Genomic DNA, 25,459 nt, shown 5'->3' on the forward strand with positions numbered 1-25,459 from the left:
GTCCCGCACCGCGGGATCCGCGGCCGGCGCCGCCGGAGGCCGCCCGGCAGCGGCTCGCGCAGCTGCTGGCCGGCCGCACCGGCGCGGGCGGCGGGAGCGGGCGGCGGGGGGCCGCCCCGGATCTGACGGAGTTGCTCCCGCAGTGGCTGGCGGCGGCCGGGCGGTACGGCTACCGGGCACCGGAGGCGCTGGTCCCGGCGCTGCTGGACGCCGCCCGGGCCCGGACCGACCTGCGCCCGCAGGCCCTGGCGCTGGCCGGGGCCCGGGGGCTGTGGCTGGCCCGGCTGAATCCGGAGTGGCGGTTCGCGCTGCGGGGGGCGGCGGGCGGCGCCGGGGAGCTGCCCGACCCGGCGGACCGGGAGGGGGTGGAACGCCTCTGGGAGGAGGGGCTGTTCGCGGAGCGGGTCGCCCTGCTGGGCCTCGTACGGGCCCACGAGGCGGCGGCCGCGCCCCTGCTGCTGGCCACGACCTGGGCCACCGAACGGGCCGAGGACCGGCTGATGTTCCTCGATTCGCTGAGGGCCGGTCTCTCGGAGGCGGACGAGCCCTTCCTGGAGGCGGCGCTGGGCGACCGCAGCCGCAATGTCCGCACGACGGCCGCCGAGCTGCTGTCCGCGCTGCCGGGTTCGGCGCTGGCCGGGCGGATGGCGGAGCGGGCGCTGGCCTGCGTGGGCCCGGGGAGGGTCGATCCGCCCGCGGAGTGCGATGCGGGGATGCTGCGCGACGGGGTGGTCAAACGCCCGCCGGCGGGACGCGGGGAACGGGCCTGGTGGCTCGGGCAGCTGGTGGAGGCCGCCCCGCTGTCCTGCTGGCGGGACCGGTTCGGGGGGCTCGCTCCGGCGGAGATCGTGGCGTTCCCGGTGCCCGAGGGCTGGGCGGAGGAGCTGCATGCGGCCTGGTGCCGGGCGGCGGTGCGCCAGCGCGACCCGCTCTGGTCGAAGGCCCTCCTGGGCCCGGCGTCCGCACCGCCCGCGGCGGGACCGGGAACGGCCTCGCTGGCGGAGCGCGCGAAGCTGCTGGAGACCCTGCCGGAGGACGAACGGGCCGACTGGGTCGCGGAGTTCGTACGGGCCCACGGCCTCTCGGAGGCCTTCCAGCTGCTCGGCGTCTGCAGGGTCCCCTGGGCGGGGGCGCTGGGCCGGGCGGTGGTCGACGCCCTCGACGCGGCGCGCGAGGCGGGCAGTTACCCGTGGAGCTTCAGCGGGGTGATGGGCCTCGCGGAACGCTGCCTCGACCCGGCCGAAGCGTCCCGCCTGGACGCCCTGACCACCGCCGCCGAACCCGACCCGGACACCTCCCCGGGCGCCGCCGCCTACTGGTCGGAGGCCTTCCAACGCCTGGTGTCCACCCTCCGCCTCCGCGCGACGATGCTCACCGAACTGACCCCGCCCGCCTGAGCCCCGCCCCGTACGCGGACGGGGACGGGCGGGGACCGGAAGGATTACGGCTGGCGGACGTTGGCGTTGACCCAGTCGACGATCGCGGTGGTGGTGGCGCCCGGGGTGAAGATCTCGGCTACGCCCTTGGCCTTGAGGGGGGCGATGTCGTCCTCCGGGATGATGCCGCCGCCGAAGACCTTGATGTCCTCCGCGTCGCGCTCCTTGAGGAGTTCGAGGACGCGCGCGAACAGCGTGTTGTGCGCGCCGGAGAGGATCGAGAGGCCGATGGCGTCCGCGTCCTCCTGGATGGCGGTGTCGACGATCTGCTCGGGGGTCTGGTGGAGGCCGGTGTAGATGACCTCCATGCCCGCGTCCCGCAGCGCCCGCGCGATCACCTTGGCCCCGCGGTCGTGGCCGTCGAGACCCGGCTTGGCCACCACCACACGGATCGGACCGGTCACACCCATCGCACTGCCTCCCGAGTGAACGAACGTTAAGTACAGCATTGCGCACGTCGCCGTTTCGCGGTCAACCGGGAGGGGGAAATCACACGGGGGACGCCGTTGATTCACTACCGCCCCGTCGCCCCGTCACCGCGCCGACAGCCGCACGGCACGGTGGCGGGGCCACGTCGGCACCACGGCTCCGTACCCGAGAGGGGTCCAGGCCCAAGAGGTCCAGGGGAGGCCGTCCATGGGGCTGACGCTCGCGCCGCTGCCCGTATCGCGCACGGGGGCCGCCGTACGGGCCGCCGTACTGGAGGCGCTGGTGCTCGCCGGGCACCTCCTCCTCTACCCCACCGGGGTACGCGCCGAGACCCCCGCGCCCGCCCCGGGCCCCGACCCCGGATCCGCCACCGCACCGGAGGAAGCCCCCGCGCACCTGCCGCCGGTGCTGCTCCTGCACGGGTTCACCGACAACCGCTCCGTCTTCGTCCTGCTGCGCCGCGCCCTCGGCGCGGGCGGCCGGCGGCGCGTGGAGACGTACAACTACTCGCCCTTCACCCGGGACCTGCGCGTCACCGCCCGCCACCTCGCCCGCCGCGTCGAGGAGCTGTGCGAGCGCTCCGGGCAGGACCGGGTGGACCTCGTCGGCCACAGCCTCGGCGGGCTGGTCGCGCGCTACTACGTCCAGTGCCTGGGCGGCGACGCGCGCGTCCGGACGCTGGTCACCCTGGGCACCCCGCACGAAGGCACCCGGGTGGCGCCCTTCATGGACGCGCACCCCGTGGTCCGCCAGATGCGCCCGGACTCCGAGGTGATGGCCGAACTGCGGGCCCCGGTGCCCGGCTGCCGGACCCGCTGCGTGGCGTTCTGGAGCGAGTTCGACGCGCTGATGGCGCCCACCGGCACCGCCCGCATCGAGCATCCGGACCTGGACGCGACGAACATCCAGGTCACGGGCATCGGACACCTCGCGCTGCCCGTGCACCCCGCCGTCATCACCGCCGTCCGGCGCGCCCTCGACGGCCCGGTCCGCGCCGCGGACACCGCGGCCCGCCCCACCGGAAACCTCCGCCCCACGGGAACCGAAGGGCAGAGCCTGGTCATCTGAGCCTCCGGAAGGTCCGTACGCCGGTGACGCGCCCGGGCGGACACACCGGGGAGGGCACATGGGCACCGAAAGCGCGCCGCGCCGCGGGTTCTGGGCGGCCGGACTGGCGAACCTGGCCCTCGGCGTGCCCGCCGTGGTCCCCCTCTACCTCCTGTGGTGGGTGGCGACCGAGTACCTGCCGATGGACTGCCACACCACGGCCGACCTCGCCGATCCCGGCCTGGGCAACTGCGATTTCCACACCCTCGACCACGCGCCGGTGGTCATGTTCCTGCTGGTCGTGACCGGGGTGCTGCTGCTCGGCACGGTCCTCGTGGTCGACGCGGTCCTGCCGGCCAAGGAGCGGAGGCCCGTCTGGCTGCGGTCGGCCGCGCTCATACCCGTGCCCTTCGGGATGCTCCTGGCGCTCGCCACGTTCGCCACACATTGACGGAAGTCGAACGTATTTCGAACTCCAGGCCAAGGCTGGGTCTTCCCGCGACCGAAAGGCCGCCGAATGCCCGGTTCTCGCGATACCGAAACCCGCCGAAGATTGTCGAGGCGAGTAACCGGCGGGTACAGTCACGCCACTGCTCTCCTCCGGTGAACCTTGAGTTCCCCGGCCACCCAGGCCCCCCACTGCCGAGGCGAAAGAGAAGTTGGTGAACGACCGCCCGACGTCGGGCCAGTACCCCGAAATGGGTTACGACGGCCTTTCCACCACCACTTTCGCTGGTGACCAGGCCTATGTTTCCTATGAAACACAGGGCCAGGGCTATCAGTACGTCACGGACTACGCCACCGGCGGCGGTTACGACCCGTCCCTGGCGACCGGCTCGTACGACACCACCGCGTGGACCTCTCAGGAGACGTACCTCTCCAGCGTCCCGTCGCAGGCCGTGCCCGAGGACGTCACGGGGTCGTGGGACGCGAGCGCCTGGTCGCAGGCGAGCACCGAGTACCAGTCCCCCACCGCCTACGGTTACGACCCCACGGGCGCGGAACAGACCGGGCACTGGAACCTCCCCGGCTACGGGCAGGACACCGGCAGCTACGACGCCGCCGCCTGGAACTCCGGCGCCCCGGAACCGGCGGCCGCCGAGACCTACGCGGGCTACGAGGCCACCACGGTCGTCCCGACCGTCCCGGGCGTCGACCTCGACGTCGACCCGTACGCGTACGCCGACCAGGAGACCTCCGTCTTCGAACCCCTCGCCTTCGCGGTCGAGGAAGAGCCCGAGCCGGCGGAGGCCGTGCACGACCTGCCCACGCAGGCCATGCCCGTCACCCCTTCCGAGCCGCGCTCCGCACGCCGCGCGACGAGCAAGAACAACGGCAAGGACACCGCGAAGGCCACCGCCAAGGGCGCGGCCGCCGGCAGCCGTCGCCGCTCCCCGGCCAAACGGTCCGCCCTGCTGACCGTCGCCGTGCCCTCCGTGTGCGTGATGGGGGTCGCGGGAGTCGCCGCCGCCTCCGTCGGCGGCCTCACCGGCACCGACAAGCCGGCCGACGAGCCGACCACGATGGCCGCCGCCGACCCCGCCTCGGTGCGGCCGGTCGCGGCGAACAACAAGCTCGACACGCAGCTGGTCGCGCTCAGCGCCGACGCGGGCGACTTCGCGGACCGCGCGAGCCGCACGCAGGAGCGCATCGACCTCAAGCAGCGCCAGGAAGACGAGAAGAAGAAGCGGGCCGAGGAGGCGGCGGCCAAGGAAGCGGCCCGCCCCAAGTTCGCGATCCCGGTCGCCCAGCACGGCCTGAGCGCCGGCTTCGGACAGGCCGGCGGCATGTGGATGTCGGTGCACACCGGCATCGACTTCCCGGTCTCCTACGGAACCCCGGTCATGGCGGCCACCGACGGCACCGTCCGCACCCAGTGGAACAGCGCCTACGGCAACATGGCCATAGTGACCTCGCCCGACGGCACCGAGACCTGGTACTGCCACCTCAGCAGCACCAAGATCCGGTCCGGCAAGGTCAAGGCCGGCGACGTCATCGCCTACTCGGGCAACTCCGGCAACTCCACCGGCCCGCACCTCCACTTCGAGGTACGGCCCGGCGCGGGCTCCGCGATCGACCCCGCGTCGTGGCTGCGCAGCCACGGCCTGGACCCGACGTAACGGACCGGAACAGCCGCTACAGCTTCTGCACCGGCGCGTAGCGCAGCAGCAGCCGCTTCGGCTTGTCGTCCCCGAAGTCGACGGTGGCCTGCGCATCCGCACCGGCTCCCCGGACCTCCATGACGGTGCCCAGCCCGAACTGGTCGTGCGTCACCCGGTCCCCGACGGCGAGCGCGATGACCGGCTTGTCGGCGGCGCGTCGCGTCGCGAACCCGGACGGGCCCGACTTCGTGCGCGACGAGGACAGGAACGCCTCGGGCGAGGTCCCGAACGACGCCTTGCCGGCGGCGGACGAGGACGAGGACGATCCGTACCCCGAGCCGCGCATCGGTCCCGCCGGCTTCTGCGAGGCGCCCGTCCGCTTCCACTGCAGGTACTCGGCCGGGATCTCCTCCAGGAACCGCGAGGGCGGGTTGTACGAGGGCGTCCCCCACGCGCTGCGCATGCTGGAGCGGGTCAGGTACAGCCGCTCGCGGGCGCGCGTGATGCCGACGTAGGCGAGGCGGCGCTCCTCCTCCAGCTCCTTGGTCTGGCCCAGCGCGCGCATGTGCGGGAAGACCCCGTCCTCCATGCCGGTCAGGAAGACCACCGGGAACTCCAGGCCCTTGGCGGTGTGCAGGGTCATCAGCGTGATGACTCCGGAGCCGTCGGTGTCCTCGTCCGGGATCTGGTCGGAGTCGGCGACGAGCGCGACCTGTTCCAGGAACTCGGCCAGGGTCCCCGGGTTGGATTCGTCCCGGGCCTGCTCGAACTCCAGGGCGACGGCGGCGAGTTCCTGGAGGTTCTCGATGCGCGTCTCGTCCTGCGGGTCGGTGGACGCCTGGAGTTCGGCGAGGTACCCCGTACGCTCCAGCACCGCCTCCAGCACCACGGCCGGGCCGGCGCCGGAGTCGACGATGGTCCGCAGCTCCTCCATCAGCACGTTGAACCGCTTGACGGCGTTGGTGGAGCGGGCGGCCATGCCGAAGGCCTCGTCCACGCGGCGCAGCGCCTGCGGGAAGGTGATCTTCTCGCGCAGCCCGAGGGCGTCGATCATCGCTTCGGCGCGCTCGCCGATGCCGCGCTTGGGCACGTTGAGGATGCGGCGGAGCGGGACGGTGTCCTCGGGGTTCGCGAGGACGCGCAGGTACGCGAGGACGTCCCGGACCTCCTTGCGCTCGTAGAAGCGGACGCCGCCGACGACCTTGTAGGGCAGTCCGACGCGGATGAAGATCTCCTCGAACACGCGCGACTGGGCGTTGGTCCGGTAGAAGATCGCGACGTCGCCGGCCTTGGCGTCGCCCGCGTCCGTCAGCCGGTCGATCTCGTCGGCGACGAACTGGGCCTCGTCGTGCTCGGTGTCCGCGACGTAGCCGGTGATCACCGCGCCCGAGCCGGCCTGGGTCCACAGGTTCTTCGCGCGGCGGTTCTCGTTGCGCTCGATGACCGCGTTGGCCGCCGACAGGATCGTCTGCGTGGAGCGGTAGTTCTGCTCCAGCAGGATCGTCGTCGCGTTCTTGTAGTCCTCTTCGAACTGGAGGATGTTGCGGATGGTCGCGCCGCGGAAGGCGTAGATCGACTGGTCGGCGTCACCCACGACGCACAGTTCGGCGGGCGGCAGGTCCGGGTAGCCGGGGCCGACCAGCTCGCGCACGAGCGTGTACTGGGCGTGGTTGGTGTCCTGGTACTCGTCCACCAGGACGTGCCGGAAGCGGCGCCGGTAGTGCTCGGCGACGTCCGGGAAGGCCTGGAGCAGGTGGACGGTGGTCATGATGATGTCGTCGAAGTCGAGCGCGTTGGCCTCGCGCAGCCGCCCCTGGTACATCGCGTACGCCTGGGCGAGGGTCTTCTCGAACCCGTCCACCGCCTGACCGGCGAAGGCGTCCTCGTCGATGAGCTCGTTCTTGAGGTTCGAGATCTTGGCGTTGAAGGACTTGGGCGGGAACTTCTTCGGGTCCAGGTCCAGGTCGCGGCAGACGAGCGCCATCAGGCGCTTCGAGTCGGCCGCGTCGTAGATCGAGAACGACGAGGTGAAGCCGAGCCGCTTCGACTCGCGGCGCAGGATCCGTACGCAGGCGCTGTGGAAGGTGGAGACCCACATGGCGTTGGCGCGCGGGCCGACCAGGCCCTCGACGCGCTCCTTCATCTCGCCGGCGGCCTTGTTGGTGAAGGTGATCGCCAGGATCTGGCCGGGGTGGACGCCCCGCGCGGACAGCAGGTGGCCGATGCGGTGGGTCAGCACCCGGGTCTTGCCGGAGCCGGCGCCGGCCACGATGAGCAGCGGCGATCCCGCGTGCACCACGGCGGCGGCCTGCTGCTCGTTCAGCCCGTCCAGGAGCGTCGCCGGGTCGATCACGGGCCTGGGGGAGCCGTCCCGGTAGTACGCGTCCCCGCTCATGGGTACGTCGAACCGGCCCCCGAAGAGGTCGTCCGCGTCCGGCTCCGGGGCGGGGTGGTCCTCGGGCGGCGGCGGGACGTCGTCGGTGGGGCCGAGGTCCGCCAGGAAGCTGTCGTCAAAGAGGCTGCTCATCGCCTTCCGAGTTTAGGGGGCGGGACCGACAGCCGGTCCCGCCCCCGGAAAATCGGCCGTGATCCGTACGCGCGTCCGAGCCCGCGGCCGCCTAGCGGCAGGCGAGTACGAGGTCCAGCAGGCCGGGGAAGCGGGCGTCGAGGTCCTCGCGGCGCAGGGCGAGGAGGTGCTTGCGGCCCCGGGGCCGCTGGAGGATCACGCCGCTCTCGCGCAGGGTCCTGATGTGGTGGGTGACGCTGGAGCGGGGCAGGTCGGGGACCACGTCCCCGCAGCAGGACTCCTCGGCGGCGGCGAGCCTGCGGACGATCTCCAGCCGGGCGGGGTGGCCCAGCGCCGCGAGGACGGCGGCCAGCTCGATCCGGTCGGCGGCGGGATGGGCCGGCGCGGGGGCGGCGGCGGAGTCGGGCGGCATGGGGACCACCCTACGAGGCCCCGCACGGCCCGGGGCCCGTGCGGGCACCGCCGTCGGGGGGCCCGGGGGCGCCCCGTACGCTCGGCGCCATGACTGTCCTCACCAACGTCTTCGTCGGCCTGCACATCATCGGCATGGCCTCCCTCCTCGGCGGTTTCCTGACCCAGATGAAGGCCATGGGCGCGGGCACCGCCCGCTTCGTGCCCGCGATGCTGCACGGCGCGCTGACCATGCTGGTCACCGGTGTCCTGCTGGTCGGCTTCCGCGAGATGGGCGACGGCGCCCCCCTCGACCACGTCAAGATCGGCGTGAAGCTCGCGGTCCTCTTCGTGATCCTGGCGATCGTCTACGTCAAGCGCGACGAGGAGCACGCCGAGAAGGGCCTCTTCGCGGCGGTCGGCGGACTGACCGTGGCGAACATCTTCATCGCCGTCCTCTGGCACTGACCGCCCCTCCCCGGTCATCCGCGGTCAGAGACGGCCAGTTCGGGCCATCTCGTCATTGTCCCGTTACCTTGCGGTTTAGCGTCCTCCCCCAAGACCGACGGAAGGACGTGAGGCCCCCGTGGCCAGTCATCGAAAGCCCAGGCAGCGCCCGCTCTCCAGCGGCACCGTACGGACCGCCGCCACCCTCGCCCTCGCGGGCGCTGCCACCGCCACCGCCTTCGAAGGCACCTCGCACGCGGACCCCCAGCCGACCCCCGCCCAGGTCAAGGCGGAGGTCGACCGGCTCTACGGGGACGCCGAGGCGGCGACCGAGCGGTACAACGGGGCGAAGGTGAAGGCGGACGAGGCCGAGCGCGGGCTGACCGCCCTGCGCGACGAGGCCGCCCGCAAGGCGGAGCGGCTGAACACCGCCCGCCGCTCGCTCGGTTCGCTGGCCGCGTCCCAGTACCGCAGCGGCGGCCTGGGCCCCACCCTCCAGCTGGCGATGGCCGGCGACCCGCAGGACTACCTGGACCGGGCCTCCCTCATGACCCGGGCCGGCGACCGCACCGCCGCCGACGTGGCCTCCGTACGGCGCGGCCTCGACGAGGTCGGGCAGCTGCGCGACAAGGCCGCCGGGCAGCTCGCGGACCTGCGGGCCCGGCAGGGCGAGCTGGAGGAGCAGAAGGCCGTCATCGAGGGCAAGCTCAGCACCGCCCGGAGCCTCCTGGCCCGGCTCACCGCCGAGGAACGGGCGGCGTACGAGGCCCAGTCGGGCGGCGGTACCGCCCCGGCCGCCGCGGGCGGCCCCGCCGCCGGCAAGGCCGCCAGGACCCCCGCCCCGCCGGCCCCGGCCGACGGGTCCCGCGCCGCCCGCGCGGTGGCGTTCGCGTACGCGGCGATCGGCAAGCCGTACGTCTGGGGCGCGACGGGACCGGGCTCGTACGACTGCTCGGGCCTGACCCAGGCGGCCTGGCGCGCGGCCGGGGTCTCCCTGCCCCGCACCACGTACACCCAGATCAACGCCGGGCAGCGGGTCTCCCGGGACCAGCTGGCCCCCGGTGACCTGGTCTTCTTCTACTCCGGGGTCACGCACGTCGGCATGTACATCGGAAACGGCCAGATGATCCACGCCCCGCGCCCCGGCTCGACGGTCCGCCTCGCGCCGGTGGACTCCATGCCCTGGGCGGGCGCCTCCCGGCCGGCGTAGCCCCGCGTAGCCCCGCGCCGGGTCCGGCTACGGGGCCTTGACGGTCTTGCTCAGCCAGTCGAAGGTCTGCGGCAGCTGCTTCGACCACGACTCCAGGTTGTGGCCGCCGGTCACCTTCTCCGCGTGCACCGTGGTCGGGTTCTTCGCGAGCGCCTTGAGGTCCATGCCGGACAGGTAGCCGTCCTGCTCCGCCCCCGACATCCACAGCGCGACCGGCGGCGGCACGGGCGCGGCCTGGAGGAGGGCCTTCAGGTTGTGGGTGCGGCGCAGCTCGGGGTCCTGCGCGACCAGCGACGAGGGTTCCTGCCCGGGGTCGTTGTAGCCGGAGAGGGAGACGGCCGCGCTGTAGCGGTCGGGGTGCAGGACGGCCAGCTTGGCGGCGCAGTACGCCCCGGCCGAGTACCCGGCCACGCCCCAGCTGCGGGCCTCGTCGGAGACGCGGAAGTTGTCGGTGACCATCTTGCGGACGTCGACGCTGAACCAGCTGTCGGCGTTGACCTTGCCGGGGATGTTGGCGCAGCCGGTGTCGGCGTTGCCGAGCAGCATGGCGCGCGGCGAGACGAGGACGAAGGGCTGTACCTTGCCCTGCTTCATCAGGGGTTCCAGCACCTCGTGCGCCTTGACCCCCTGGAACCAGGACTTGCCGGTGCCCGGGATGCCGGGGATCAGCTCGACCACGGGGAACTTCTTGTCCTTGTAGGCGGGGTCGTCGTACTGCGGCGGCAGCCACACCATGACGTCGCCCTTGACCCCGGAGATCTTCCCGTCGAGCTCGGTCTTCTTCACGCGGCCGCCGAGGCCCTCGACGGGCTGGAACTCCTGGCGGACCTTCGGCTCGGCCTTGACCTCTTCGGCCTTCTTCCCGCCGAGTCCGTCGGGGCCGAGGTCGGGGGCGGCGGTGACGTACTTGCCGGTGCCGAAGAGGTCGCCCCAGGTCGCGTAGAAGTTCATGTCGCGGTTGACCGCGACGAACACCAGCACCACGGCGGTGACCTGCGCGAAGACCACCATGGTGCCGCGCGCGGCGAGGCGCAGCGCGGCGGGGCCGCGCACCTTGCTCCACACGGCCAGCGGCAGGGCGACGGCGATCACGGTCAGGGCGACCACCGCCGCGAAGAGGGGTGTCCCCGTCAGGCTCATCACGCCACCCAAGAGTCCGGCGCGCCGCCCTCCGGTTGCCCCCGCACCCTGCGGCGTGGATCACATCGCGGGGAGCGGGGTGCGGGAGGGGGGAGGGGGGAGCGGGTCAGACCAGGCGGCGGGCGGTGGCCCAGCGGGTCAGCTCGTGCCGGTTGGAGAGCTGCAGCTTGCGCAGGACCGCCGAGACGTGCGATTCGACCGTCTTGACGGAGATGAACAGCTGCTTGGCGATCTCCTTGTACGCGTACCCGCGCGCGATCAGCCGCAGCACCTCGCGCTCGCGCTGGGTGAGCCGGTCGAGGTCCTCGTCCACCGGCGGCGCGTCGCTGGAGGCGAAGGCGTCCAGGACGAAGCCGGCCAGCCGGGGCGAGAACACGGCGTCCCCGTCCTGCACCCGGAAGACGGAGTCCACCAGGTCGGTGCCGGTGATGGTCTTGGTGACGTAGCCGCGGGCGCCGCCGCGGATGACGCCGATGACGTCCTCGGCGGCGTCCGACACCGACAGGGCCAGGAACCGTACGGGGTTCTCGGCGGCCGCCATCAGCGGGGCGCAGCGCCGCAGCACCTCGACGCCGCCGCCGCCGGGCAGGTGCACGTCGAGGAGGACCACCTCGGGGCGGGTGGCGGTGATGACGGTGACGGCCTGGTCCACGTCGGCCGCCTCGCCGACGACCTCCACGCCGGTCCGCGCGGTCTCCCCGATCTCCGCCTGGACTCCCGTGCGGAACATCCGGTGGTCGTCGACGAGGACCACGCGGACCCTCCTGGTCTCCGTCACAGCGCTGTCCTCGGTCATGCGGTTGCCGCCCTCTCCATCTCCAGCTCGACTTCCGTGCCGCCGTCGGGCGCGGACCGCAGCCGGGCGGTCCCGCCGTTGCGCTGCATCCGGCCGATGATCGATTCTCGTACGCCCATGCGGTCGTCCGGTACCGCGTCGATGTCGAAGCCCGGTCCCCGGTCCCGTACGGACACGAACACCGTGCGGCCCTCGACCTCCGCGTACACCTGCACCGGGCCCCCCTCGCCACCGTACTTGGCGGCGTTGACCATCGCCTCGCGCGCGGCCTGGATCTGCGCGGCCAGCCGCTCGTCGAGCGGGCAGTCCCCCACGACGACCACCTCGATCGGTACGCCGTGGTGGTCCTCCACCTCGGCCGCGGTCTTCTTCACGGCGTCGGCGAGGGTGGTGGGCTCCTCGGCCTCGTCCTTGCCGGTGCCCTCGGGCTTGTACAGCCAGTTGCGCAGTTCCCGTTCCTGGGCGCGGGCGAGGCGGCGCACCTCGCCGGTGTCCTCGGCGTTGCGCTGGATCAGGGTGAGGGTGTGCAGCACCGAGTCGTGGACGTGGGCGGCGACCTCGGCGCGTTCCTGGGCGCGGATGCGCATCAGGCGTTCCTCGGAGAGGTCCTGGGTCATCCGGATCAGCCAGGGTCCGGCGAGCAGGGCTATGCCGACGAGGACGGCGAGGGTGGCGGTGAGGACGTTGCCGAGCTGGGCGGCGGAGCCCCGTACGACGATGAAGACGGTCAGGCCCACCCCGACGAGCAGGACTCCGGCCAGCGCCCGGGCGGCCTGGAGCAGGCGTCCGTGGCGGCCGGCGGCGGCGCTCCAGTGGGCGCGGCGGGCGTTGTCGGCCTGCCGCCAGACCAGGACCACGCCGGCGCCGACGAGCAGGGTCGGCCAGATGTAGCGGCCGTTCGCGCCGCCGACGCGGAGCTGGGAGAAGAAGATGCCCGCGCCGACGGCGAGCGCGATCAGGCCGGACACCGCGCCCTTGTCGGGCTTGCGCAGGCGCCGGGTGCCGTCGGGCAGGGTCTCGAAGAAGGAGTGGTGCCCGGTCTTGCCGCCGACGCCGAGGGGGACGAACACCCAGAACGCCGCGTAGAGCAGGACGCCCAGCCCGTCCCCGAACATGAACATGCCGAGGAAGGCGAGCCGGACCCAGATCACGGGCAGCCCGAGGTGCCCGGCGAGGCCGCGGGCGACGCCGCCGAGCATCCGGCCGTCGGCGCTGCGGTACAGCTTGCGCTGGGGGGCGTCCTCGATGTCGGGTGCGTGGGGTGGGCGGGGGGCGGCGGCTACGGGCATGGCCCAAGGGTCACACGCGCGGACGGGGCGCGGCATCAGGGCATCCCCCCAGTTCTTCCGGGGGGATATCAGGGTTGCGCCAGGGTCGTGACCGGTGCCGCAGCGCCGGGCGGGCCGTCACCATGGACACATGACCGACGTACACGACGCTCCGCCGGAAGACCCCGGGGCCCCCGCCCCGGACGGCCGCCCACCCCTGCGCCGCAGCAAGCACGACAAGGTCCTCGCGGGCGTGTGCGGCGGCCTCGGCCGGTACTTCGGCCTGGACCCGGTGGTCTTCCGGATCGTGCTGGGCGTCCTCGCCGTCACCGGCGGCGTCGGCCTGATCTTCTACGGGTTCGCGTGGCTGCTGCTCCCCCAGGACGGCGAGGACGACAGCGAGGGCAAGAAGCTGCTGACCGGCCGCGTGGAGGGCGCCACCCTGGCGGCGGTGTTCAGCGCGCTGGTGGGCTGCGCCCTGTTCCTGTCGATGGCGGACAACGGGGTGATCGGGGCCTTCTCCGTCCTGGTCATCCTGGCCCTCGGCGGGGCGGCGTACTGGTCGCAGCGCCATCGCGGCGCCCCCGAGGCGGAGGCCGAGGCCCCGGCCGCGCACCGGCCCGCGCCGCCGGAGACGCAGGCGCCCCCGGTGCCGGGCAGCCCCTCCTGGTGGCGGGACCCGCTGGTGAAGGACGGCACGACCGGCCCGGTCGGCTCGACCGGGTACCTGTGGGGCCCGGACGACGACTCCGCGGCCCGGCCGGGCACGGCCCCCGCGAAGCGGCGTACGGGAACCCCCGCGCGGTCCGGCGGCGGCATCGGCGGCCGGGTGTTCGTCCTGGCGCTGCTGGCCGGGGGCGCCGCCACCGCGTCGGTGTGGCACGGCAGCACCCTCGCGCACGCCCTGCAGGTGGGGCTCGCCTCGGCGCTGGCCGTCTTCGGGCTGGGCCTGGCCGTCAGCTCCCTCAAGGGGCGCACCGGCTTCGGCACGGTCCTGCTGGGCCTGATCACCGCCGGTCTGCTCGCCGGGTCGCTCGCCCTGCCGCGCGAGATCGGCACCGACTGGCGGGACGTCGCCTGGCGCCCGGCGGCGGTGGCCGACGTGCGGCCCTCGTACACGTCGGGGACCGGGCTCGCCACGCTGGACCTGAGCCGGCTGGACGTGCCGAAGGGCACCACCGTCTCCGTCCGCGCCTCCATCGAGGCGGGCCGGCTGAAGGTGATCGTGCCGCGGGAGGTCACCGCGAAGGCCGACGTCTCGATCCGGCTCGGCGACATCCAGCTCCCCGGGGAGGGCGGCCCCGGCATCCGCGTGAAGAGCGGCGGAGAGACCCGGCAGGCGACCCTGCCCCCCACCGCCGGCACCGAGGCCGGCGGGACGATCGAGCTGCACCTCGACGCGGGTGTGGGACAGGTGGAGGTCAACCGTGCGGCGTCATGAGTTCCAGCCGGGACGGCTGGTGGCGGGACTGGTCCTGACCGCGGTCGGCGTGCTCTACCTGCTCGACGCGGCCGGCGAGACCGACCTGCACTGGTACCTGGTGATCCCGATGGCCGTCGGCGGGCTCGCGCTCGCCGCGCTGGTCGGGCTGGTGACCTACGCCGTCCGCCGCGACCGGCGCTCGGGGTCCACCGGGCCGGCCGGCCGCCGGATCAGCGAGTCCACCGACAGGTAGGGCGCCCCGGCGAGGATCAGCGGGGTCCAGGCCATCAGGTAGACCAGGTCGTTGCCGTAGTAGTACGGGGAGACCGCCCAGGACACCGTGAGCCACAGGCTGAGTGAGATCAGCGCTCCGCCGGTGGCCGCGATCCGGGTCAGCAGCCCGGCGAGCGCGCCCAGGCCGACGAGGAGTTCGCCGATGGCGATGGCGATGCCGAAGCCGACGGGCGACTTCAGGGCCAGGTCCACCAGGGCGGGGACCGCGGCGGTGTCGCGCACCCCGTGCATCAGTTCGCCGAGGGAACCGCTGCCGGTGGCGGACAGGAACGTGGAGTCGGTCAGCTTGTCGAGACCCGCGTACACGAAGGTCACGCCGAGGAAGATCCGCAGGGGCAGGAGCGCGAGGCGGGCGGCCGTCTCTCTGAGGGACGGCGCCGGGAGGGACGGGTCCGGCAGCCCTGAAGGCACGTCAGTTCGGGTCACGCCCCATGTGTACCCCGTTCACTCGGCCACGTCGATGCCGTAGCGGTTGGATTCCACCCCTGCGGCCGTCACCACCTGGATCTCGGTGCGGCCCGGCTCGACCTCCGCCGGCACGGGAACGGTCAGCACCGCGTCGGACGGATTGGTGAACCCGCCCGCCACCGGGACCAGCGGTACGTGGACGTGGACGGCCCCGATCCGCACCACCAGCCGCGCCAGCATCTCCGGCGTCTGCGCCCCGGGCGGTACGAAGCCCACGCCGCGGATCTCGATGTCGTCCCCGGGGCGGACGGCCGCGTCCAGGTCCCCGGGCTCGCGTCTGCGCACCACCGACAGCACGAGCGGGCGGCTCCCCTCGGCGTACTTCGCCGCCAGGTAGACCACCGCCGACAGCGCCACCAGCAGCGCCAGCGACCACGGCAGGCGCGGCAGCCGGTCCGGGAAGCGGGCCAGCGACACCGCCGCGAAGGCCAGCACCACCGTGGAGACCAGCACGTACTGGGCGTCGGTGAAGCTCCCCCGGCCCGCGTCGTCCGTGAGCAGGTCGGACCCGGCCGGACGGTCCGCGGGCAGCTTCTGCAGCCGCTGCCCCATGATCCGTACGGAGACCACCCGGCGCACCAGCACCGCCACCCCGGAGGTCAGCGCGAGCACCGCCAGCAGCGGCAGCGCCCGGCCCAGCGCGAGCCCCTCGTACAGGGCGTCCCGCTCCGGCCCGGGCGAGGACGCCGCCAGCCGCAGCGCGGGCAGCAGCGCGGCGAAGGCGGTCAGCACCAGCCAGGCGGCCGGGACGGCCTTGGAGGTGGACAGCCGGTTGTCCTCGCCGACCAGCGGGGCCAGCAGCCCGCCGCGCAGCGACTGGGCGCGTGCCGCGAGGGTGAGCAGCCCGGCCAGCACCACGGCCGCCAGCAGCCCGGCGGTGCGGGCGGTGGACCAGCCGGTGCCGAGCGCGGTGCCGACCTGCACCACCAGCAGGACCCCGGCGGCGATCCACAGGGCCAGGACGGCCCGCCGGGACAGCAGGTACAGCCAGGAGTGCCCGGCCTCCCGGCCCCGGTCGGCGACCGTGCGGGCGGACAGGGTCAGTTCGTCGGACACCCACTGGCGGGAGGCGCCGAGGGAGTGGGCCACGGCGGACGGGACGCCCTGTCCGGCGGCGAACTCGTCGCGTTTCTCCAGGAAGGCGGCCACCGCCCGCCGGTGCCCCTCCCGGGCTCCGTGGGGGCAGTCGTCGCAGGTGCAGGCGCCGCCGTGGGTACTTCGGGGGATCTCTTGGACAGCCACGTGCGTGCCGCCTCTCTGAACTCCGGTGCAATGCCAGCGAATTGTGCACCACTGCGGCAGTACTCCGGATTGCGCACGATGTCAGAGCAGGTGATTAACCGTTCATGATGTTGACGCCACCCCTTCGGGCGCCTCCCGCAGCGGCTGGTAGCTCACCCAGGCGGCCAGATCCGAACCGAACCGCCCGCGCGTGGCGACCGCGCTGCGGTGGTCGATCTGTACCGGCTTCCCGGCGGCCCGCGCGATCAGCTGCACCTGCGCCGCCCGCTCGGCCGCGATGAACCACCACAGCGCCGCCTCGACCGAGTCCCCGACCGTCAGCAGCCCGCGGTTGCGCAGGATCAGCGCCTTGTACGGGCCCAGCGCGCGCCCGATCCGCGCCGGATCCTCGGCCCCGGCGAACTCGTCCAGCAGCGCGTGGTCCTCGTAGAAGGCACAGGCCTCCTCGGTGATGGGGGCCAGCAGCTCGCCGAGGCAGGCCAGCGCCCTGCCGTACGGGCCCTGCGTGCGTACGACGGCCACCACGTCCGGGCGCTCCCGGTGGACGGCGCAGTGCACGGCGAAGGCCAGCTGGTTCACCCGCCGCTCCCCCCGGAGCACCCGCCCCTCCCCGTCGACCAGCAGCAGGTCGGCGGCGGTGAGGGCGCCGAAGGCCCGGCCGAACGGGTTCACCCAGTAACAGTCCTCGAACTCGGGGTCCCGTACGGAGACCTGCCCGGCCACCCCGTCCTCGTAGCCGAGGCGCCCCAGCAGCCGCAGCGCCTCGGCGAGCCGCGCCTTGCGGTGCGCGCGGGTCTCCTCGGCGGTGGCGAAGACCGGCGGCATCGCGAAACCGAGCCGCTCCACGGGCACGGGTACGGGTCGCTCGGCCACGGCCCCCTCCTTCGTCTCGGGATCGCGGCGCAAGGTACCGGCGCCCGCCCGAAGAGGCCATAGACGCGGCGAAGCCGCCGCTCCCGAAGGGGAACGGCGGCTTCGTCACTGGTCGCGGGTTACTCCCACTCGATGGTGCCCGGGGGCTTGCTCGTGCAGTCCAGGACCACGCGGTTCACGTCCGGCACCTCGTTGGTGATCCGGGTGGAGATCTTCGCGAGGACCTCGTACGGCATGCGCGTCCAGTCGGCCGTCATGGCGTCCTCGGAGGAGACGGGGCGCAGCACGATCGGGTGGCCGTAGGTGCGGCCGTCACCCTGGACGCCCACGCTGCGGACGTCGGCGAGCAGGACGACCGGGCACTGCCAGATCTCCCGGTCGAGCCCGGCGGCGGTCAGCTCGTGGCGGGCGATGGCGTCGGCCTCGCGCAGCAGGTCCAGGCGCTCCTTGGTGACCTCGCCGACGATGCGGATGCCGAGGCCGGGGCCCGGGAAGGGCTGGCGCTGGACGATCTCGTCCGGCAGGCCGAGCTCCTGGCCGACCATCCGGACCTCGTCCTTGAACAGCTGGCGCAGCGGCTCGACGAGTTCGAACTCGATGTCGTCGGGGAGGCCGCCGACGTTGTGGTGGGACTTGATGTTCGCGGTGCCGGTGCCGCCGCCGGACTCGACGACGTCCGGGTACAGGGTGCCCTGGACGAGGAAGGCGACCGCGGGGCCGTCCTCCTGGAGGATCTCCAGCTGCGCCTGCTCGAACACGCGGATGAACTCGCGGCCGATGATCTTGCGCTTGGTCTCCGGGTCGGAGACGCCGGCGAGCGCGTTCAGGAAGCGCTCCTGGGCGTCGACGACCTTCAGCTGCACGCCCGTGGCGGCGACGAAGTCCTTCTCGACCTGCTCGGTCTCGCCCTTGCGCATCAGACCGTGGTCGACGTAGACGCAGGTCAGCTGGGATCCGATGGCCTTCTGCACGAGGGCCGCGGCCACGGCCGAGTCCACGCCGCCGGAGAGGCCGCAGATGGCGCGCTTGTCGCCGACCTGCGCGCGGATGGCCGCGATCTGCTCCTCGACGATGTTGCCGGTGGTCCAGGACGGGGACAGGCCCGCGCCCCGGTAGAGGAAGTGCTCCAGGACCTGCTGGCCGTGCGTGGAGTGCATGACCTCGGGGTGGTACTGGACCCCGTACAGCTTCTGCTCGTCGTTCTCGAACGCCGCGACCGGGACGACGTCCGTCGAGGCGGTGACGGTGAAGCCGGCGGGGGCCGCGGAGCAGGCGTCGCCGTGGGACATCCACACCGACTGCTCGCCCGGGGTGCCCTCGAAGAGCGTCGAGCCGGTCTTGGAGACGGCCAGCGGCGTACGGCCGTACTCGCGCGCGCCGGAGTTGTCGACGGTGCCGCCGAGGGTGGTCGCCATCAGCTGGAAGCCGTAGCACATGCCGAAGACGGGAACGCCGGCCTCGAACAGGGCCCGGGCGTCGTCCAGGCGCGGGGCACCCTCCTCGTACACGGAGGACGGACCGCCGGACAGGATGATCGCCTTGGGGTCCTTGGCGAGCATCTCGGCCACGGGCATCGTGCTGGGCACGATCTCGCTGTAGACCCGGGCCTCGCGGACGCGGCGGGCGATGAGCTGGGCGTACTGGGCGCCGAAGTCGACGACGAGAACCGTGTCCGGGGCGCTGTCGTGGGCGGCGGAGGGTGCTTCTGGCACGGGGCAGGCCTTCCGGCGGAAGAGGGTGGCTGTTTTGTCGATTCTACCGGTGGCGCCACCCCCGGCTTTGTCGCACCATCCGAACCCCCGGCGCGGTGACACCCCGCGACACCCCGCTCACAGCGCCTGCCGCGCCCGCCCGATCACGGCCTGCGCCTCGGCCCCGTAGACGGCGGACTCGCGGAGCGTGTTCCAGACCCGGAGATGGGTCGCGACGCTGTCGGCGTCGTCCAGCCACAGCTCTGCGTGCCAGGTCTCTACGATCACCTGCCGGTCGTCGTAGATCCAGAAGCCGGTGGCGGGCGGCAGCTTCAGAGGTGCCTGATGGGGGACGATCCCCAGCTCGACCGTGTCCAGGCCTACCACGCCGAGCAGCCGGTCGAGCTGTGCGGCGAGAACGGAAGGCGGACAGATCCTGGCGTGGAGGACGCCTTCCCACAACAGGATGTGGTACTTCCGCGTCGAGTCGTACAGCCCTTCCTGTCGCCTCATGCGGGACCGCACCGCATCTTCGATGTCGCGGGGTGAGCGGTGCAGTTCGGCGAAGCGGGTGAGGATCGCGCGTGCGTAGTCCGGTGTCTGGAGCACGCCGACGACCCATGACGATTCCCATGCGCGGAGGATCCGAGAGCGGGCCTGCGCCTCATTGTGGGCGTCCTGCACGGCCTTGTGACCTGCTGCGAGTTGGCGACGCCACGACCGGATGTGCGACTCCAGCCCGCGCAGCCGCGCCAGCAGCTCATCAGCGGCCTCCGGCTGCTCGACTGCCTGTGCCCATGCCTCGAGGTCCTCGGCCGCGGCCGTCTGGCGGCCGTTCTCCAGCTTGCTAACCTTCGACTGCGTCCAGCCCAGCCTTGCCGCAAGCGCCGTACCAGTGAGCCGCCCCCCTGGGCATGCTTCGCGCAGCTCTCGGAGCCTCACTCCGAGAACCGCCCGGGCCTGCTGGAAATCCGTACTCACTGGCACACGCTCACTGGCAGTGCTACTCCCTCAGGCCCGACACGAACGTCTCGTACCGGATCGCATAGTGCCAGGCCGCGTCGCGCACCTGGCAGTAGCGGTTGACCTCGGCGGGCTCGGTGATCAGCTCGGCGCCGAGCAGGTTGTCGGCGTCGTCGAAGTTCAGCAGCGCGACCAGCCGCGAATCGAAGATCCAGAAGTCCTCGGACGGCAGCCTCAGGCGGTCGGCGTCCGCGCGCCACATGTTGCGGATGTCCTCGCCGAGCGAGGCGTTCCGCTCGGCGTATGCCAGCAGGTAGCGCTGCCCGTCTGTCGGCGGGTCGTCCACGAGACGCACGCGGCCGACCGTGGCGCCGGCCCCCGTCTTCGCCCGGATCGTCGTGGACCACTCCGTTTCCACGTCCCATGCCGGCTGCTCGCCCCGCAAGAACTCGGCGTAGGTGCTGGTGACTTCGTCGGACGCGTAGCGGCGCCGGGTCTCCAGCCGCCAAGCCGTGTGCTCGAAGTTCTCGAAGAGGCGACCGAACGCTTCCAGGTCGATGACGCGCGGCACCCGGGTTACCTCCTTGGGACCGAAGTCGACCAGCAGTTCTCGCGGCACCACGATCGATACCTCGCCCGGGGAGAGGTGCTGGAGTTGGGCGATGTCTTCAGGATCCGTGAGCGGCGGCCCGTGGACAATGATTTCCCCGCTGTCCAGGTCCTCATGTACAGCCGGGCAACCGCCCTCGCCACTCCCCGTGCCGTTGAACCGCAGTCGACGTGCCATGGCCCCTGCCCCTCTCGTAGGTCGGTCGACTCAGGATTGCGGCAATCAATGCTCCCCGGCTACGACTTGACGGCTACCGCGCGAGAATGTCCTGACATACCCGCTTGCCCGGCGAGAATAGTCCGGAATAGTCGCTCGCGTCCCTCAACTCGGCACACCTAGCGTCCATTTCATGACATCGCAGACCACCATGAGCCCGCCCGTCCACCTCTCCCTCCCCGCCGACGCCCCCAGACCCGCCGCGGGATGCGACGTGTGCGCGGCACTGGCGAGGCAGCGCTCGGCGGCGTATCGGCGGGGGGATCGGTCGGCGGTGTCGGACTGCAACGTGGAGATCGTGGCCCATCGGGGGCGGGGGCGGTGTTGAGGCGCGTGCCCGAGGGCGGGGTGACCTTCGAGGCGTTCTGCCGGGCCTACTGCTGTCCCGCCGGGTCCGGGCCTCAGGATGACGAGGACGCTGCGGAGGAATGGGCGCTGCGGCACGCCCGGCGGAGCGGGCATGAGGTGTTCCGGCGGGTCCGCACGGATCACGCTCGGGTCGTCTCAGGATGTGGGCCCGGTTGACCGGGGGCTGGGGCGGAGGGTAATAATCCACTCCATGCGCAAGCAGCTGAGCTTCCTCTTTACCTATGGCACCGGTCGGTCCGGTCGCCATGGGTCCTCGTGATGCTCGCTTGAGCCGCTGACTTCCCAGAGCGCCCCGGTCCGACAGGACCGGGGCGCTCTCGCGTTCCCTCCGGTCCTGCGGGCCCCATCCCCCAGGAGACACGACATGACCGCCATCGCCACCACCCCCGAGCAGCTCATCGCCGGCAGCCGTGACCGCATCGACGCCCTCGACGACCGGATCATCGGGCTGATCCAGGAGCGGATGGCCGTCTCGGCCGTCATCCAGGAGGCCCGGATCTCCTCGGGCGGGCGGCGCGTGCACCTGTCCCGCGAGATGGAGGTGCTCGCGCACTGGAACGACGCCCTCGGCAAGCCGGGTACCGCGCTCGCGATGACCCTGCTGGAGCTGAGCCGGGGCCGGGTCTGACGGGTGTTCGTCACCCGTCCGGACCGTGACCGGCCCCACGGGCCTTCGTTGGTGGGGTAGTCCGCGTCAGCCAGCCGCGGGTCCGCATCACCACGCGTGGCTCTACGGGAGCGATGAGGCGTGACGCCCGACGGCGCGCGCCGTGGGACCTCGCTCCTTCGCGTGACCGGACGGCAGGGGACAGCAGCCCGGTCACCCCATGAGGACGGCCGGCCCGGGGGACGCCCCGGACCGGCCGTTCCGCGTTCCCGCGGTGGCTACGCGCGGCCGGTGCTCCGGCGGCGGAAGGCCACGTACAGCCCTCCCCCGACGAGGACCAGCGCGGCCCCCGCGAGGCCGATCGGGCCCGCGGTGCTGCCGGTGGAGGCGAGCGGGCCGCCCGAGGAGGTCTTCGTCGGGGTGGACGAGGTGCTCGGGGTGGCCGACGGCGAAGGCGAGGCGGAGCCCGAGGGGGATCCGCTCGGCGACGGCTTGCCCGAAGGACTCGGCGCCGGGCCGGTGGAGTTCACCGTGAAGGCGGCCAGGTTGTTGGCCAGCACCGGGTCGAAGGGGTGCCGCTGGGGCTCGCCGCCGGGGCCGGGCCGGCCGACGGTGATCGCGCCCCGGGCGTCCGGGACGGCCTTGTCGATCCGCAGCTCGAAGGGGAACTCGGCCTTCTCGGCCTCCTGCAGGGTGGTCCCGGTGGCGCACAGGTACCGGGGCGCGGCCGCGGACCCGGTGGAGCGGCAGCCCGCGGGGGCCTTCAGCACCGTCAGGCCCGTCGGGAGCACCACGTCGACGACGGCCGCCGGGGCGGCGGAGCGGGGCTCGAAGACCCAGGCCGGGCCGTGGTTGCGCACGGAGACGGCGGCCTTGAGGGTGGTGCCGGCCTTGCCCTTGAGGGAGAGGGGCTCGGCGGCGAGGTCGGCGCTGTTGGTGACGGCGAAGTCGGCCTCGCGGCGGTTGTCGGCGGGGTTGAGGTCCGGGCCGCGCAGGGCCGGGGTCAGCGCCGCCGCCCGCTTCTTGGCGGTGAGCTTGCGGCCCCCGGCCGGCTTCTTGTCGGCCGGGTCCTTCGCCGCCGGGTCGCCGGGCTTCGGCTTCGCGTCCGCGGCCTGCTCCCCCTTCGGGGCCGCCGGGTAGACCCCGTAGCCGAGGACCTCCGCGCGGGCGTGCGCGGTGGCCTTGAGGTGCAGGGGGCTGTCGCCCGCCAGCTCGTAGCTCGCCTTGGCCTCGAACTCCCCCTCGACCGTGCAGAGCGCGGTGGTGGAGGTGAGGGTGGTGCGGTAGTCGCAGTTGTCGTAGCGCTCGGCGAACTCCAGGCCGTGGCTGGCCTCCAGCTCCAGGACGACGCCCCGCGCGGGCTGCGTGCCCTCGTTGGAGAACGCGAGGGGCAGCGGCTGGCTCTCGCCGGGCTTCGGCTCCCGCTTGAGCTTCATCTCCCCCATGACCAGGTCCGGTCCGCCGACGGTGACCGAGGTGACGGCGGACTTGACGGTGACCCCGGCGGCGGCGCCGCTCACCGTGATCTCCCCGGACTTCCCGCTCGCGGCGCCCTTCGCGGCGGTGACCTCCAGGTCGATCCCGCGCGGGGCGCCCTTGCCCGGGCCCTCGTCCTTGCAGACGAGCGTGCTCGCGACGGCCGTGCACTTGGGCGCCGGCGCCCCGCCCCCGAGGGCGGCCGCCTCGCGGACGGTGGCCACCCCGTCGACCTTGGCCAGGTCGACGGTGAAGGTGAAGGGACCGGTGAAGGCGTCGGAGCCGGCCGGCTGGTCCAGCCGCACGGCGAGGGCCACCGGCTTCGGGGAGCCGTCGGCCGGGTGCAGCGGAAGGGCGAGGGCCGGCGGGGCCGCCAGGGTGAGGACGGTTTCCGCGGCCTGTGCGGGGGTGGTGGCCAGCCCCGCGGCGACCAGGCCGCAGGCGGCCAGCAGGGAGATGCGCTGTCTCATGCACCCTCTGACCGCCGGAGCCCGGCCTCGGTTGCGCTCTTCACCCTGTGACCGACACCACAGCCCCGCCGCGAGGATTCCGGTACAACCTTCTCCGGCGACCGCCTGTCCACTCTTGTACCGCGGTGAGTACCGCGCTCGGAGGGGGAGCGCGGTACTCATCCCGGTCAGTGCTCCGGTTCCGGTTGCCTCGGGGGCACCGCGGGAACCGCCAGGAAGGGCAGCCGCAGTGCCCCGAAGGCCTCCTTGGGGACGACCGGACGGGAAGGCTCCACCGCCGCGAGACGGACGTACGCCGCCCCCTGCTCGGGCCGCGGGTCCTGTTCGCCGTTGTTGGGCCAGTAGGACATCGCCCGCTCGGCCTGCGCGGTGATCGTCAGGGACGGGTTGACCCCGAGGTTCGCGGAGACCGCCGAACCGTCGACGACCGAGATGCCCGGGTGCCCGTAGAGCCGGTGGTACGGGTCCACGACCCCCTCCTGCGGCGAGGCGCCGATCGGGCAGCCGCCGAGGAAGTGCGCGGTCAGCGGGGTGCCCATCAGCTCGCCGACGTTGCTGCCGGGGAAGCCGTTGATCTCCTCGGCGAGCAGGGTCGCGGCCCGGGTGGCCTCCTCGATCTGCACCGGGTTGGGCGCTCCGTGGCCCTGGCGGGCGGTCAGCAGTCCCTTGCCGAGGCCGCCGGGCTTGCGGTAGGTGGTCAGGGAGTTGTCGAGGGACTGCATGACCAGGCCGATGATGGTCCGCTCCGACCAGCGGCGGTTGGACAGCGAACGGGCCAGCTGCACGGGGTGCTTCGCGGTGCGGGCGAACCAGGCCCGGACCCGGTGGCGGCCGTAGGGCACCTGGAGGATCGTCATGAACCCCATGGCATTGGAGCCCTTGCCGTAGCGGACGGGCTCGATGTGCGTGTCGGCGTCGGGGTGCACGGACGAGGTGATGGCCACGCCCCGCGTGAAGTCGGCCCGGCTGCCGTCCCCGTGGCGCTTGCGATAGCGGCGGTCGTCGGTCTGGGCGCCGACCAGGCCCTCGGAGTTGGTGCGGGTCAGGTCGCCGAGCCGGTCCGAGAGGCGGGGCAGTTCGCCCCGGTCCTTCATGGTGTGCAGCAGGGTCTGCGTGCCGTACGTGCCCGCCGCGACGACCACGTACCGGGCGCGCAGCACCTTGGCGCGGCCCTTGCGGCGGTGGTCGGTGGGGACGGTGCGGACGCGGTAGCCGCCGTCGGGGTGCTCGGAGAGGGCGGTGACGGTGGTCATGGGGTGGATGACGGCGCCCGCCCGTTCGGCGAGGTGCAGGTAGTTCTCGTTCAGGGTGTTCTTCGCGCCGTGCCGGCAGCCCGTCATGCACTCGCCGCACTCGGTGCACGCCTTGCGGGCGGGCCCGGCGCCGCCGAAGTACGGGTCGGGGACCTCCTGCCCGGGCCGCACCTTTGCCGCGCCCCCGGCCGCTTCGGCGTCCTCGCCGTCGCCGAAGAACACCCCGACCGGCGCCATGTGGAAGGAGTCGCCGACGCCCATCTTCTCGGCGGCCGCCTTGAGGTGGACGTCGGAGGGGGTCAGCGTCGGGTTGAGTCGGACCCCGAGCATCCGCTTGGCCTGGTCGTAGTACGGGGCGAGTTCCCCGTGCCAGTCGGTGATGGAGGCCCACTGCCGGTCCTCGAAGAAGGCGGTGGGCGGCACGTACAGGGTGTTGGCGTAGTTGAGCGAGCCGCCGCCCACCCCGGCGCCCGCGAGGACCATCACGTTGCCGAGCAGGTGGATGCGCTGGATGCCGTACAGGCCGAGGGCCGGCGCCCACAGGTAGTTGCGCAGGTCCCAGCTGCTCTGGGGCAGGCTCTCGCGGGTGAAGCGGCGTCCTGCCTCCAGGACGCCCACCCGGTAGCCCTTCTCGGTGAGCCGCAGCGCCGAGACGGACCCCCCGAAGCCCGATCCGATGACGATGACGTCGTAGTCGTACGACACGGGCGTG

The 25,459-nt window shown here is 72.8% G+C and carries 23 protein-coding genes; 9 read left to right on the forward strand and 14 right to left on the reverse strand.

Annotation, left to right across the window (positions count from 1 at the left end):
* Window positions 1–1,397 (forward strand): DUF5691 domain-containing protein (locus ACFV0Q_RS10165; protein ID WP_385003385.1); only part of this gene is annotated, 1,397 nt, incomplete at its 5' end.
* 44 nt (window positions 1,398–1,441) lie between these two features.
* On the opposite strand, the gene ACFV0Q_RS10170 is transcribed toward ACFV0Q_RS10165, so the two are convergent.
* Window positions 1,442–1,846 carry a cobalamin B12-binding domain-containing protein gene (locus tag ACFV0Q_RS10170; protein ID WP_385003388.1) on the reverse strand — a complete coding sequence of 135 codons (405 nt, stop codon included), beginning with the start codon at window positions 1,844–1,846 and terminating at the stop codon, window positions 1,442–1,444.
* A 226-nt stretch (window positions 1,847–2,072) separates the two neighbouring features.
* On the opposite strand from ACFV0Q_RS10170, the gene ACFV0Q_RS10175 reads away from it, so the two are divergent.
* From ACFV0Q_RS10175 to ACFV0Q_RS10185, 3 genes are all read left to right on the forward strand, one after another.
* Entirely contained in the window at window positions 2,073–2,933 is an 861-nt protein-coding gene (locus tag ACFV0Q_RS10175) for an esterase/lipase family protein (RefSeq protein ID WP_385003391.1), read from the forward strand.
* A 58-nt stretch (window positions 2,934–2,991) separates the two neighbouring features.
* Window positions 2,992–3,363 carry a hypothetical protein gene (locus ACFV0Q_RS10180; protein WP_385003394.1) on the forward strand — a complete coding sequence of 124 codons (372 nt, stop codon included), beginning with the start codon at window positions 2,992–2,994 and terminating at the stop codon, window positions 3,361–3,363.
* 247 nt (window positions 3,364–3,610) lie between these two features.
* Window positions 3,611–5,032 (forward strand): M23 family metallopeptidase, encoded by a 1,422-nt coding sequence (locus ACFV0Q_RS10185; protein ID WP_385003471.1) that lies wholly within the window; start codon window positions 3,611–3,613, stop codon window positions 5,030–5,032.
* A 16-nt stretch (window positions 5,033–5,048) separates the two neighbouring features.
* Here ACFV0Q_RS10185 and pcrA read toward each other — a convergent pair whose 3' ends face one another.
* Window positions 5,049–7,541 (reverse strand): DNA helicase PcrA, encoded by a 2,493-nt coding sequence (pcrA, locus tag ACFV0Q_RS10190; protein ID WP_385003396.1) that lies wholly within the window; start codon window positions 7,539–7,541, stop codon window positions 5,049–5,051.
* A 91-nt stretch (window positions 7,542–7,632) separates the two neighbouring features.
* The gene (locus ACFV0Q_RS10195; protein WP_385003398.1) at window positions 7,633–7,953 is read right to left on the reverse strand and encodes an ArsR/SmtB family transcription factor; all 321 of its coding nucleotides are present in this window, start codon (window positions 7,951–7,953) and stop codon (window positions 7,633–7,635) included.
* Window positions 7,954–8,042: 89 nt separating this feature from the next.
* Here ACFV0Q_RS10195 and ACFV0Q_RS10200 point away from each other — a divergent pair, with 89 nt between their 5' ends.
* Together ACFV0Q_RS10200 and ACFV0Q_RS10205 are read left to right on the forward strand one after the other, a co-directional pair.
* Window positions 8,043–8,399: a hypothetical protein gene (locus ACFV0Q_RS10200; protein ID WP_385003401.1), complete on the forward strand. Its 357-nt coding sequence runs from the start codon at window positions 8,043–8,045 to the stop codon at window positions 8,397–8,399.
* 118 nt (window positions 8,400–8,517) lie between these two features.
* Complete coding sequence (locus ACFV0Q_RS10205; RefSeq protein WP_385003404.1) at window positions 8,518–9,588, forward strand: NlpC/P60 family protein; 1,071 nt, start codon at window positions 8,518–8,520, stop codon at window positions 9,586–9,588.
* Between the two features lie 27 nt (window positions 9,589–9,615).
* Here ACFV0Q_RS10205 and ACFV0Q_RS10210 read toward each other — a convergent pair whose 3' ends face one another.
* The 3 genes from ACFV0Q_RS10210 to ACFV0Q_RS10220 all read right to left on the reverse strand — a co-directional run bounded on the left by ACFV0Q_RS10210 (window position 9,616) and on the right by ACFV0Q_RS10220 (window position 12,813).
* On the reverse strand, window positions 9,616–10,728 hold the full coding sequence (locus tag ACFV0Q_RS10210) for an alpha/beta hydrolase (protein ID WP_385003407.1): 1,113 nt from the start codon (window positions 10,726–10,728) through the stop codon (window positions 9,616–9,618).
* Window positions 10,729–10,834: 106 nt separating this feature from the next.
* Window positions 10,835–11,524 (reverse strand): LuxR C-terminal-related transcriptional regulator, encoded by a 690-nt coding sequence (locus ACFV0Q_RS10215; RefSeq protein WP_385003410.1) that lies wholly within the window; start codon window positions 11,522–11,524, stop codon window positions 10,835–10,837.
* Window positions 11,521–12,813, reverse strand: coding sequence for a PspC domain-containing protein (locus tag ACFV0Q_RS10220; RefSeq protein ID WP_385003413.1), 1,293 nt, complete (start codon window positions 12,811–12,813; stop codon window positions 11,521–11,523). Before ACFV0Q_RS10220 ends, ACFV0Q_RS10215 begins: the two co-directional genes overlap by 4 nt.
* 130 nt (window positions 12,814–12,943) lie before the next feature.
* Here ACFV0Q_RS10220 and ACFV0Q_RS10225 point away from each other — a divergent pair, with 130 nt between their 5' ends.
* Window positions 12,944–14,233 (forward strand): PspC domain-containing protein, encoded by a 1,290-nt coding sequence (locus tag ACFV0Q_RS10225; protein WP_385003416.1) that lies wholly within the window; start codon window positions 12,944–12,946, stop codon window positions 14,231–14,233.
* The gene (locus ACFV0Q_RS10230) at window positions 14,220–14,468 is read left to right on the forward strand and encodes a hypothetical protein (RefSeq protein ID WP_385003419.1); all 249 of its coding nucleotides are present in this window, start codon (window positions 14,220–14,222) and stop codon (window positions 14,466–14,468) included. Before ACFV0Q_RS10225 ends, ACFV0Q_RS10230 begins: the two co-directional genes overlap by 14 nt.
* Here ACFV0Q_RS10230 and ACFV0Q_RS10235 read toward each other — a convergent pair.
* The 6 genes from ACFV0Q_RS10235 to ACFV0Q_RS10260 form a co-directional block, all read right to left on the reverse strand.
* On the reverse strand, window positions 14,390–14,935 hold the full coding sequence (locus tag ACFV0Q_RS10235; protein ID WP_385003422.1) for a DoxX family protein: 546 nt from the start codon (window positions 14,933–14,935) through the stop codon (window positions 14,390–14,392). The genes ACFV0Q_RS10230 and ACFV0Q_RS10235 overlap by 79 nt on opposite strands.
* An 18-nt stretch (window positions 14,936–14,953) precedes the next feature.
* Window positions 14,954–16,219 (reverse strand): hypothetical protein, encoded by a 1,266-nt coding sequence (locus ACFV0Q_RS10240; protein ID WP_385003425.1) that lies wholly within the window; start codon window positions 16,217–16,219, stop codon window positions 14,954–14,956.
* Window positions 16,220–16,321: 102 nt separating this feature from the next.
* Complete coding sequence (locus tag ACFV0Q_RS10245; RefSeq protein WP_385003428.1) at window positions 16,322–17,092, reverse strand: class II aldolase/adducin family protein; 771 nt, start codon at window positions 17,090–17,092, stop codon at window positions 16,322–16,324.
* Window positions 17,093–17,211: 119 nt separating this feature from the next.
* On the reverse strand, window positions 17,212–18,804 hold the full coding sequence (guaA, locus tag ACFV0Q_RS10250; protein ID WP_385003431.1) for a glutamine-hydrolyzing GMP synthase: 1,593 nt from the start codon (window positions 18,802–18,804) through the stop codon (window positions 17,212–17,214).
* Window positions 18,805–18,921: 117 nt separating this feature from the next.
* Window positions 18,922–19,764 (reverse strand): helix-turn-helix domain-containing protein, encoded by an 843-nt coding sequence (locus ACFV0Q_RS10255; RefSeq protein WP_385003433.1) that lies wholly within the window; start codon window positions 19,762–19,764, stop codon window positions 18,922–18,924.
* Window positions 19,765–19,786: 22 nt separating this feature from the next.
* Window positions 19,787–20,533 (reverse strand): DUF6879 family protein, encoded by a 747-nt coding sequence (locus ACFV0Q_RS10260; protein WP_385003436.1) that lies wholly within the window; start codon window positions 20,531–20,533, stop codon window positions 19,787–19,789.
* Between the two features lie 772 nt (window positions 20,534–21,305).
* On the opposite strand from ACFV0Q_RS10260, the gene ACFV0Q_RS10265 reads away from it, so the two are divergent.
* On the forward strand, window positions 21,306–21,569 hold the full coding sequence (locus ACFV0Q_RS10265; protein WP_385003439.1) for a chorismate mutase: 264 nt from the start codon (window positions 21,306–21,308) through the stop codon (window positions 21,567–21,569).
* A gap of 257 nt (window positions 21,570–21,826) precedes the next feature.
* On the opposite strand, the gene ACFV0Q_RS10270 is transcribed toward ACFV0Q_RS10265, so the two are convergent.
* Window positions 21,827–23,494, reverse strand: coding sequence for an LPXTG cell wall anchor domain-containing protein (locus tag ACFV0Q_RS10270; protein ID WP_385003442.1), 1,668 nt, complete (start codon window positions 23,492–23,494; stop codon window positions 21,827–21,829).
* Between the two features lie 167 nt (window positions 23,495–23,661).
* The gene (locus ACFV0Q_RS10275; protein WP_385003446.1) at window positions 23,662–25,452 is read right to left on the reverse strand and encodes a GMC oxidoreductase; all 1,791 of its coding nucleotides are present in this window, start codon (window positions 25,450–25,452) and stop codon (window positions 23,662–23,664) included.
* Window positions 25,453–25,459: the final 7 nt, after the last annotated feature.

Source organism: Streptomyces sp. NPDC059564 (genome assembly GCF_042735575.1).
Lineage (GTDB): Bacteria > Actinomycetota > Actinomycetes > Streptomycetales > Streptomycetaceae > Streptomyces.

Excerpts from the sequence above, each read along its gene's own strand:
- ACFV0Q_RS10215 (WP_385003410.1), bottom strand. The coding sequence starts at position 11,524 with ATGACCGAGGACAGCGCTGTGACGGAGACCAGGAGGGTCCGCGTGGTC.
- ACFV0Q_RS10170 (WP_385003388.1), bottom strand. The coding sequence starts at position 1,846 with ATGGGTGTGACCGGTCCGATCCGTGTGGTGGTGGCCAAGCCGGGTCTC.
- pcrA (WP_385003396.1), bottom strand. The coding sequence starts at position 7,541 with ATGAGCAGCCTCTTTGACGACAGCTTCCTGGCGGACCTCGGCCCCACC.
- ACFV0Q_RS10180 (WP_385003394.1), top strand. The coding sequence starts at position 2,992 with ATGGGCACCGAAAGCGCGCCGCGCCGCGGGTTCTGGGCGGCCGGACTG.
- ACFV0Q_RS10220 (WP_385003413.1), bottom strand. The coding sequence starts at position 12,813 with ATGCCCGTAGCCGCCGCCCCCCGCCCACCCCACGCACCCGACATCGAG.
- ACFV0Q_RS10200 (WP_385003401.1), top strand. The coding sequence starts at position 8,043 with ATGACTGTCCTCACCAACGTCTTCGTCGGCCTGCACATCATCGGCATG.
- ACFV0Q_RS10265 (WP_385003439.1), top strand. The coding sequence starts at position 21,306 with ATGACCGCCATCGCCACCACCCCCGAGCAGCTCATCGCCGGCAGCCGT.
- ACFV0Q_RS10185 (WP_385003471.1), top strand. The coding sequence starts at position 3,611 with ATGGGTTACGACGGCCTTTCCACCACCACTTTCGCTGGTGACCAGGCC.
- ACFV0Q_RS10270 (WP_385003442.1), bottom strand. The coding sequence starts at position 23,494 with ATGAGACAGCGCATCTCCCTGCTGGCCGCCTGCGGCCTGGTCGCCGCG.
- ACFV0Q_RS10225 (WP_385003416.1), top strand. The coding sequence starts at position 12,944 with ATGACCGACGTACACGACGCTCCGCCGGAAGACCCCGGGGCCCCCGCC.
- ACFV0Q_RS10260 (WP_385003436.1), bottom strand. The coding sequence starts at position 20,533 with ATGGCACGTCGACTGCGGTTCAACGGCACGGGGAGTGGCGAGGGCGGT.
- ACFV0Q_RS10195 (WP_385003398.1), bottom strand. The coding sequence starts at position 7,953 with ATGCCGCCCGACTCCGCCGCCGCCCCCGCGCCGGCCCATCCCGCCGCC.
- ACFV0Q_RS10210 (WP_385003407.1), bottom strand. The coding sequence starts at position 10,728 with ATGAGCCTGACGGGGACACCCCTCTTCGCGGCGGTGGTCGCCCTGACC.
- ACFV0Q_RS10175 (WP_385003391.1), top strand. The coding sequence starts at position 2,073 with ATGGGGCTGACGCTCGCGCCGCTGCCCGTATCGCGCACGGGGGCCGCC.